Here is an 8,358-nt window from a genome sequence, read left to right on the forward strand (position 1 = left end):
CTATTTTTAAGAAAGAGCGCCATTGTTTTTTTGATGGCCACTTCTTTTTATTTTCTTTCCATTTTTCTACAAAAAAGAATTTCTTAAAAAAATCCTTTAATATTTCTAAAAATTTATTCATATTATATAAATTTTATAGTTACAAGTTTATTATTGTACTAAATAAAGACACTTAACATTTTAAAAGAGACTTTGGTTTTGGGAAAAGTACGAATAAGTTTATATTATTAGATTTACTATTGCTAAAGAGAAAAATATTATAGACAAAACTATTGTTCCATAGAAAAGGAATTTTTCTGGTCCTCTTTTTTTAAAAGAAACGCCGCCTCCGCCCGAGCCGAAAATAGCAGAACCTCCGCCACTTTTTTGCTGGAATAATATAAAAACAATTAATAAAACCGATAGAATAATTTGCGCGATAGATATAATTTCCATAGAGATTTAAACCCCAAAAGATTTTTTCCTTAACTTTTTATGATAGGATATAGCAAACCTATGAGATTCGTCTCTTAAACGAAGAATAGTCATTTTAGCTATATTTTCTAATTTGTCAATAGAAATTGGAGAATCAAAGATATTAGTATACAAAATATTTGTCCTCTTTGCAAGAGATATTACGGGGATAACCGTTAATTTTCTATTTTGGATTGTTTGTTGAATTGTTTTATTTGCGGCATTGAATTGTGCTTTTCCTCCATCGATATAAACCAAATCGGGCATTTTCCATTCATTGTGCTCAAATCTTCGCGATATTATTTCTTTAAGACAAGCAACATCGTTTTGTTTTTGAATGGTTTTTATTTTAAAGAGGCGATATTCTTTTTTATTTGGAGAATATTTTCCGTTTTTATTTAAATTAAAAACAACCGTTGCTCCCACCATCTCTTTTGATTTAATATTCGAGACATCATAGCCCTCAATTCTTCTTGGGATTTTTGACAAACCCAAAGCTATTTTTAATATTTCCCCTTCGTTTTTTATTTCTTGGTTAACTTTTTGATTGTCAAATATTGTTTTATGAGAGAAAATTTGAGAAAGCGCTTCTGTTTTATCTCTTATGACTGATGCTTTTTCAAATTCTTCTTTTTTCGCAAGTTCTTGCATTTCTTTTCTAAAGTCTTTTAGCACTTTCTGTCTTTTCCCCTCAAGGACTTCTTTTATCTTTTTGATATTATTTTTATATTCTTTTTGTCTCCCTTTTGTTTGTTTATGAAGTTTTTCTCTTACTTTTTTTTCTTTTTCTATAAGGCAGGGAGCGGGACATCTTAAAAGGTCATACCAAAGGCACGATTTTTTTGGTAAATTTGTACAAGATCTGTATGGAAATATTTTTCTCAAAATTTTCAGTACTTCTTTTAGGGAAGATCCGTCAGTGAAAGGACCAATATATTCCTTTTTATTTTGTGGTTGGTGCGTTAAAAAAATTCTTGGCCAGTTTTCATGGGTTATTCCAACATAAAAATATTTTTTGTCATCGCGGAAAAGTACATTAAACTTTGGTTCTTTCTTTTTTATTAACTGACTTTCTAATATAAGTGCTTCAACCTCGGAAGATAGGGGAATATAGCCGACTTTATTTACTTCTTTTATAAAAAAATTGTCCCTGTAAGCTGGTTGATTGAAATGATTTTTTACTCTTTCTTTCAAATTATTTGATTTACCAATATAAAGCAATTTTCCTTTTTTATCATAAAAAAAATAAACGCCAGGCTCCATTGGGATTATTGAGGCTTTATCTCTAGTTACTTTTTTTTCTTTTGGCATGTTATAATTTTAGCACACTTTTTAATCAAATATCATTGACAATAAAATCTATAAATGTTATAATATAGATGTATTTATCGTTCTTTATAGAGAGGAGAAAGAGATGCAGAAGACTCTGCAAATCGTAGTAGGGGGCATAGTTGTTGTTCTATTTCTGGTCGGATTTGGAACAAGCGTTGCTCTTGGGTTCTGGATTTTCGCCCTGGTCATGTATGTATTTGGCGAAATGTCTGACCCGGGAGCGATTACCAACTTTCCCCTGTGGGCGTTCGTCTTTGTGGCCTTTGTTCCTCTTTTTTGGAGGACGAAGCCCGTACGGCGAATGTTCAAGGTAGTTGATAACCTTCTTTCCTAGATAGTTTTTAGGAACCTCTTAGAGAGAAAGTGATCGATTGCTACGGATCCTCGCAAGGGGATCCTTTATTTTTTTAAATACTTTCCCGTCCAACTTTTGGCGGATTTTTTTATTTTAGAGACAGGACCTTCTGCAACAATTTCGCCTCCTTTCTCTCCGCCTTCAGGGCCCAAGTCAATTACCCAGTCAGCGTTTTTTATAACATCCAGATTATGTTCAATTATAATAACGGTATTGCCCCTTTCAACCAACCTTCTTAAAATAAAAAGTAATTTTTTAACGTCATCTGCATGAAGTCCTACAGTTGGCTCGTCCAAGATATAAAGCGTGTTTCCGCTTTCGGTCTTTGAAAGTTCTTCTGCTAGCTTTACTCTTTGGGCCTCGCCTCCAGAAAGTGTAGGGGCGGGCTGTCCCAAATGGATATATGAAAGCCCAACGTCCTTCAGCGTCTTTAGTTTTCTTTCAAGCGTAGGATATTTTCTGAAGAAAGTTAAAGCTTCTTCAACTGTCATTTCAAGAACTTCGGCGATATTTTTATCTTTATATCTTATCTCTAAAACTTCTTTATTGTATCTTTTCCCATGACATTCTTCACACTCGACATAGATGTCTGGTAAAAAATACATCTCAACTTTTTTAAATCCCTGTCCCTGGCACGCTTCACACCTTCCGCCTTTAACGTTGAAAGAAAACCTTCCGGGCTTATAGCCCCTTATTTTTGCTTCCTCTGTATTTGAAAATATTTCTCTTATATGATTAAAAGTTCCAGTATAGGTTACCGGATTTGACCTTGGGGTTCTTCCAATGGGGGACTGATCAACAATAGAAGCTCTTTTTAAATTTTCAATTCCCGATAATCTTGAGAACTCGCCCGGTTCTTCTTTGGAGTGGTAAAAATTTCTCATCAGCGCTTTTGCCAAAGTATCATTTAAAAGCGTGGACTTGCCAGAACCAGAAACTCCTGTGATACAAATGAATTTTTCTAAAGGAAAATTGACATCAATATTTTTAAGATTGTGTTCTTTCGCGCCCTTTAAGATTAAATATCTTTGTTTGTTGTTTGTTATTTGTTGTTTGTTATTTATTTTGTTTATTTGTACTTTTAATTTTCCCGAAAGATATTTACCAGTTAAAGTTTTTGCTCTCAAAATTTGTTTTGGGGTTCCCTCAAAAATTATCTTGCCTCCTTCTTTCCCGGCACCAGGTCCCATATCAATTACCCAATCAGCCGCTAATATTGTTTGAGGATCGTGTTCTACAACGATTACCGTATTTCCTAAATTTCTTAATTCTTTTAAGCTTGAGATTAGCCGTTTTTGATCTCTTTCATGGAGCCCTATTGAGGGTTCATCTAAGATATAAGTGACACCAGTTAATTTTGAACCAATTTGTGTTGCAAGACGAATTCGCTGTGCTTCTCCGCCTGCCAAAGTTCCTCCTTTTCTCTCGAGCGTTAAATAATCAAGTCCAACATCGCTTAAAAATTTTAATCTATTTAATATTTCTTTTAATATCGAAGAGGCTATTTTGAGCTGTGTTTCGTTAAGTTTTTTATTCAGGCTACTAAAAAAGATAATTGCTTTTTCAATATTCATTTTTGCTATATCGTCAATTGATTTCCCTTCTATTTTTATTGCAAGCACCTCTAGTTTTAATCTTTTACCTTGGCAATCTGGACAAATTTTAACTCTCATATATTGTTCAATTTCTTCTCTTGCAGCATCACTTTCAGTTTCTCGCCATCTTCTCTCAAGCCAAGGAATAACACCCTCCGCCATCCAGCCACCTTCTCCGTTGCCATAAAGAATTATATTTTGCTCTTCTTTTTTTAAGTCTTTAAATGGGGTGTCTACAGAAAAATTGTAATTATCGGCAAGTTCTTCTTGTTTTTTCCAAAACCAACCTTGCCTGCCTACTTTATGAGAAGCTCTTGACCAGGGTTGTATTGTTCCTTCTGCCAATGAAAGATCCTTGTTTGGTACAACAAGATCAGGGTCAACTTCCAATTTTTCACCAAGACCATAACAGGAAGAACAAGCGCCAATAGGTGAGTTGAAAGAAAAAAGCCTTGGTTCGATTTCGGGGAGCGAGATACCACAGTGAGAACATGCAAATCGTTCTGAAAAAATAATATCTCTATCTTTGTAATTTATTACCGTAATCCCTTTTCCGATTTTAAGAGCAGTTTCTACAGAATCAGCGATTCTTGATCTTTGTTCTTTAAAGCTTTCACTATTTTTTTGAGGACTTAGATTTAAAACAGTAAGTTTATCTACGATAACTTCTATTGTATGCTTTTTGTTTTTGTTAAGCTCTTTCTTTGTGGCCTCTTCAACTGAGATATAATTTCCGTCTATTCTTAAATTTATAAAACCTTGTCTTTCAATCTCTTCGATTAGTGCTCTGTGTTCACCTTTTTTTTGTTGTAGAACGGGTCCTAAAATTACGATATCTCCGTTAAGGGTTAATATCCTGTTTACAATTTGATCTATCGTCTGGCCCTGAATTTTTCTTTTGCATTTTGGGCAATAGGGTATCCCAACTCTTGAAAATAAGAGTCGCAGATAATCATAGATTTCTGTAATTGTGCCGACAGTTGAGCGGGGGTTTTTAGAAATAGTCTTTTGATCGATTGCAATAGCAGGAGAAATTCCTTCGATTTTATCAGCGTCTGGTTTTTCCATAATACCCAAAAACTGTCTTGCGTATGCCGACAAACTTTCAACATATCTTCGTTGTCCTTCGGCGTATAATGTATCAAAAGCAAGAGAAGATTTACCAGACCCCGAAAGTCCAGTTATTACAACAAGTTTATTCCGTGGAATATCAACATTTATGTTTTTTAAATTATGAACTTTTGCACCACGGATTTTAATTAGATTTTCTTTCATAATCTTGAACAAAGTGAAAGATTTCAGCCCGAGGCTGATCGGCCTTTGGCCGAAATGCGTCAGCTCCATAGTTTTTTAACTGAAAAATAAAGCCCCCGTATTTTATCATATTTTTATCAAGTTTTCAACTTACTATTGACATTTTAGTTCAAAACCTTATTATCTTATCGTTGTTGATTATATTTAGTTCTTTCATGCGCTATGTCGAATACTTCCTCTAAGAGGATATTTTTCTGAAAGATAAAATGCCTGAGAAAAAGAAAGGGGGGACAGAGGTGGCCAACAATAACGGTCATCACAGGCAGTTGGATACAAAAATAAGACGGAGGGAGGACAGAGAAGCAATGCGAAACTTACGACTTCTCTGCGAATGGGGCAACAACGGATTTAACCCTTTAAGTAGGGATCAGAAAAAATCCGTGAAGCAAGAGTTTGTGAGACGGAAAAGAAACTAATACAAGCGCATCAATCAGAGGCGGTCTTATATGGAGACCGCCTCGAGTTTTTTAAGAGGAATTTTTTAGTTAAATTTTCAGCTTCTTTAAAATTTTTAATCCATTTTATACGTTTATCTTTTTTGAACCATGTCATTTGTCGCTTAGCATATTTTTCAATATCTTTTTTTGATTTTTCGACAGCTTCTTTAAGAATTATTTTATTTTGTAAGTATTTTGCAATCCAGAAATATTCAAGACCAAAATTTTCTATTTTTTTCCACGAAAGACCAGATTTTTTAAGTTTTTTAATTTCCGTAATTAATCCTTGTTTTAGCCATTTTTTTAATCTTATATCAGTTAGTTTTTTTAATTCATCTTTCTCTTTTTTAATTCCAATCATTAGGACATCATAGTCTTGTGATTTTTTAATTTTACGAATCGGCTTTTTCGTTTTTAAGAAAACTTCAATTGCCCTTACTAATCTGCGAGGATTTTTTGCGTCTATTTTTTTTGCTCGAGTAGCGTCTAATTTTTTTAACATTTCAAATAGTTCTTTATTTGATTTTTTTTCTAAATTTTTGCGTAGTTTCCAGTCGGGTTTAACTTCTGGAATTGTTATTCCATCAACAATCGCCTGAATATAAAAACCAGTTCCACCGCACAAAATAGGAATCTTATTTCTCTTTTTTATTTTTTTAATTGCTTTCTCAGCTAATTTTTTATACTGGACAACAGTAAAAGTTCTTTTTGGCGAGGCAACATCCAAAAGATAGTGGGGGATGCCTTGCATTTCTTTTTTGGTAATTTTCCCAGTTCCAATATCTATTCCTTTATAAACTTGACGGGAATCAGCAGAGATAATTTCTCCATTAAAATTACGGGCAATTTTTACTGCGAGTTCAGATTTCCCAGTAGCTGTGGGACCTACTACAACAATTAACTTTGGTAATTGACTTGACATAATTTAATTAATCTTTTATTTTTATATTGAAAAATTCGGAATCTTGGAAGGGAGGAGGAATTAATATGCTGGTGCTTGTTAAGGCGTATGGATTTGAGGGTGATGATCGTATCTACGATCGTATCCGGAGCGCTTTGTGTCAACTTGATCCCGAAAGATATCCCCGGGAGAAGATGGGCGTTGTGGTAGATCTCCAAGCAAAGTGTTATGGCATTCCAAATTGCACAAAAAAACACTTGTTGGAAGTCTATTACGTTTGTCCGGCAGCGCTCAAGAAAGATCTAATGGAGGTGCTTGAGCCGTTGGGATACGATATTATGCTAATTGCTTTTTAATGTCGCAACAAGTATTGCTCGTTACGACCGGACTAAGTCCGGTCGTGTTTATTTTTTATAAAAAAACTTCGCAAGATTTTTTCTCTTCTTTCTTTTTCTTTTTTAACAACATTATCTTTTAATTTTTCAGCTGCAGTTCCTGGACGAGGAGAATATTTGTTTATATATGCCTTAGAAAATTTTACTTCTTTTACCAAATCAACAGTATCTTTAAAATCTTTTTTTGCCTCGCCTGGAAATCCCACAATGATATCTGTTGAAAGTTCAACATCGGGGATTGTATTTTTTATTTTATCAATTAATTTTAAATAATGCTCTCTTGTATAGTTTCGGTTCATTTTCTTTAATATTTTATTGCTTCCTGCTTGAACTGGAAGGTGAATATATTTTTTAATTTTTTCTGATTTTGCGATTATTTTAATCAATTCATCAGAAAAATCTTTTGGGTGGGAAGTTAGAAAAGTAATTTCAAAATTACCGGGAAGTTTTTCTAATTTTTTAAGAAGTCTTGGAAAAGTGATTTTTTGTTGTTTATTGTCTGTTGTTTGTTTATAGTTATAACTATTAACATTCTGCCCAAGCAAACAAATTGTTTTTTTACCCTTTTTGAGTAATTTTTTAATTTCTGAAATTATATCTTTATCAGGGCGTGAAACTTCTCTTCCGCGGGTATAAGGAACAACGCAATAAGAACAAAAATTATTACACCCTGTCATTATTGGTATATATGCAGAATTTGATTTTTTGTATTTAGGGATAATTTTTAAGTAGTGGGTCGTTTGTCGTTTGTTTTCTGTTATATGTTGTAGTAGCTTTGGTAATTTCTGAAGTTCATCAATCCTAAAAATAGGGTCAGTCATTTTTTTAAATTTTTTTTTGTCCCTGTTTAAAATACAACCAGTTAAAGCAATTTTTACTTTTTTGTTTTTAGCCCTTATTATTGAAATTTTTTTAAAAACTTTATCAACTGATTTTTTCCTGACAGAACACATATTTATAATTATAAAATCAGCTTCATCTTCAGTTTTTGCTGGAGATAGTTCGGCATTTTCCAAAACCGCAGCAATTCTTTCACTGTCTGATTCATTCATTTGACATCCGTAAGTCATGATATAATATTTCATAATATTATAATTTATGCGAAAAAAAGCTAAATGTCTACTTTTATTTTCGGGAGGACTTGATTCTATATTGGCGGCCAAGATTTTAACGGAACAGCAAATTAAAGTTTTGGGAGTTACTTTTAAGAGTTGTTTTTTTAATGAAAGACAGGCAAAAGTAGCAGCAAAAGAAATTAGATTAAAATTAAAGATAATAGATATTTCAAAAGAACATTTGAAAATCGTTAAAAATCCAAAATACGGCTATGGTAAAAATATGAACCCTTGTATTGATTGCCACTTATTAATGATAGAAAAAGCTAAGTCATTAATGAGAAAATTAAAATGTGATTTTATAGCTACAGGAGAAGTTTTAGGAGAGCGGCCAATGAGCCAGAATAAAAATATTTTGCGCCTATTAGAAAAAGAAAGCGGGCTTGAAGGTTATTTGTTAAGGCCTTTATCGGCAAAATTATTGAGGTCGATAATCACAGAAAAAGAGGGGATGATAGATC

The 8,358-nt window shown here is 33.2% G+C and carries 8 protein-coding genes; 3 read left to right on the forward strand and 5 right to left on the reverse strand.

Going from position 1 to position 8,358, the window contains the following annotated elements:
- Positions 1-219: 219 nt before the first annotated feature.
- Together secG and PHI88_03415 are read right to left on the reverse strand one after the other, a co-directional pair.
- Positions 220-435, reverse strand: a complete 216-nt coding sequence (secG, locus tag PHI88_03410) for a preprotein translocase subunit SecG (GenBank protein ID MDD5552175.1) — start codon at positions 433-435, stop codon at positions 220-222.
- A 6-nt stretch (positions 436-441) separates the two neighbouring features.
- Positions 442-1,764: a GIY-YIG nuclease family protein gene (locus tag PHI88_03415; GenBank protein MDD5552176.1), complete on the reverse strand. Its 1,323-nt coding sequence runs from the start codon at positions 1,762-1,764 to the stop codon at positions 442-444.
- A 103-nt stretch (positions 1,765-1,867) separates the two neighbouring features.
- On the opposite strand from PHI88_03415, the gene PHI88_03420 reads away from it, so the two are divergent.
- Positions 1,868-2,119: a hypothetical protein gene (locus tag PHI88_03420; protein MDD5552177.1), complete on the forward strand. Its 252-nt coding sequence runs from the start codon at positions 1,868-1,870 to the stop codon at positions 2,117-2,119.
- A gap of 65 nt (positions 2,120-2,184) precedes the next feature.
- Here PHI88_03420 and uvrA read toward each other — a convergent pair whose 3' ends face one another.
- Together uvrA and miaA are read right to left on the reverse strand one after the other, a co-directional pair.
- Positions 2,185-5,010 (reverse strand): excinuclease ABC subunit UvrA, encoded by a 2,826-nt coding sequence (uvrA, locus tag PHI88_03425; GenBank protein ID MDD5552178.1) that lies wholly within the window; start codon positions 5,008-5,010, stop codon positions 2,185-2,187.
- 465 nt (positions 5,011-5,475) lie between these two features.
- Positions 5,476-6,408: a tRNA (adenosine(37)-N6)-dimethylallyltransferase MiaA gene (miaA, locus tag PHI88_03430; protein ID MDD5552179.1), complete on the reverse strand. Its 933-nt coding sequence runs from the start codon at positions 6,406-6,408 to the stop codon at positions 5,476-5,478.
- Between the two features lie 65 nt (positions 6,409-6,473).
- On the opposite strand from miaA, the gene PHI88_03435 reads away from it, so the two are divergent.
- Positions 6,474-6,743 carry a hypothetical protein gene (locus PHI88_03435; GenBank protein MDD5552180.1) on the forward strand — a complete coding sequence of 90 codons (270 nt, stop codon included), beginning with the start codon at positions 6,474-6,476 and terminating at the stop codon, positions 6,741-6,743.
- 32 nt (positions 6,744-6,775) lie between these two features.
- Here the strand turns inward: PHI88_03435 and miaB are convergent, their stop codons facing one another.
- Positions 6,776-7,867 (reverse strand): tRNA (N6-isopentenyl adenosine(37)-C2)-methylthiotransferase MiaB, encoded by a 1,092-nt coding sequence (gene miaB, locus PHI88_03440; GenBank protein MDD5552181.1) that lies wholly within the window; start codon positions 7,865-7,867, stop codon positions 6,776-6,778.
- A gap of 13 nt (positions 7,868-7,880) precedes the next feature.
- Between miaB and PHI88_03445 the strand changes: the two genes are divergently transcribed.
- On the forward strand, positions 7,881-8,358 hold a 478-nt coding region (locus PHI88_03445; GenBank protein MDD5552182.1), incomplete at its 3' end, for a tRNA 4-thiouridine(8) synthase ThiI.

This window comes from Candidatus Paceibacterota bacterium (genome assembly GCA_028716825.1).
Lineage (GTDB): Bacteria > Patescibacteriota > Minisyncoccia > Minisyncoccales.

Excerpts from the sequence above, each read along its gene's own strand:
- secG (MDD5552175.1), bottom strand. The coding sequence starts at position 435 with ATGGAAATTATATCTATCGCGCAAATTATTCTATCGGTTTTATTAATT.
- PHI88_03415 (MDD5552176.1), bottom strand. The coding sequence starts at position 1,764 with ATGCCAAAAGAAAAAAAAGTAACTAGAGATAAAGCCTCAATAATCCCA.
- PHI88_03420 (MDD5552177.1), top strand. The coding sequence starts at position 1,868 with ATGCAGAAGACTCTGCAAATCGTAGTAGGGGGCATAGTTGTTGTTCTA.
- uvrA (MDD5552178.1), bottom strand. The coding sequence starts at position 5,010 with ATGAAAGAAAATCTAATTAAAATCCGTGGTGCAAAAGTTCATAATTTA.
- miaA (MDD5552179.1), bottom strand. The coding sequence starts at position 6,408 with ATGTCAAGTCAATTACCAAAGTTAATTGTTGTAGTAGGTCCCACAGCT.
- PHI88_03435 (MDD5552180.1), top strand. The coding sequence starts at position 6,474 with ATGCTGGTGCTTGTTAAGGCGTATGGATTTGAGGGTGATGATCGTATC.
- miaB (MDD5552181.1), bottom strand. The coding sequence starts at position 7,867 with ATGAAATATTATATCATGACTTACGGATGTCAAATGAATGAATCAGAC.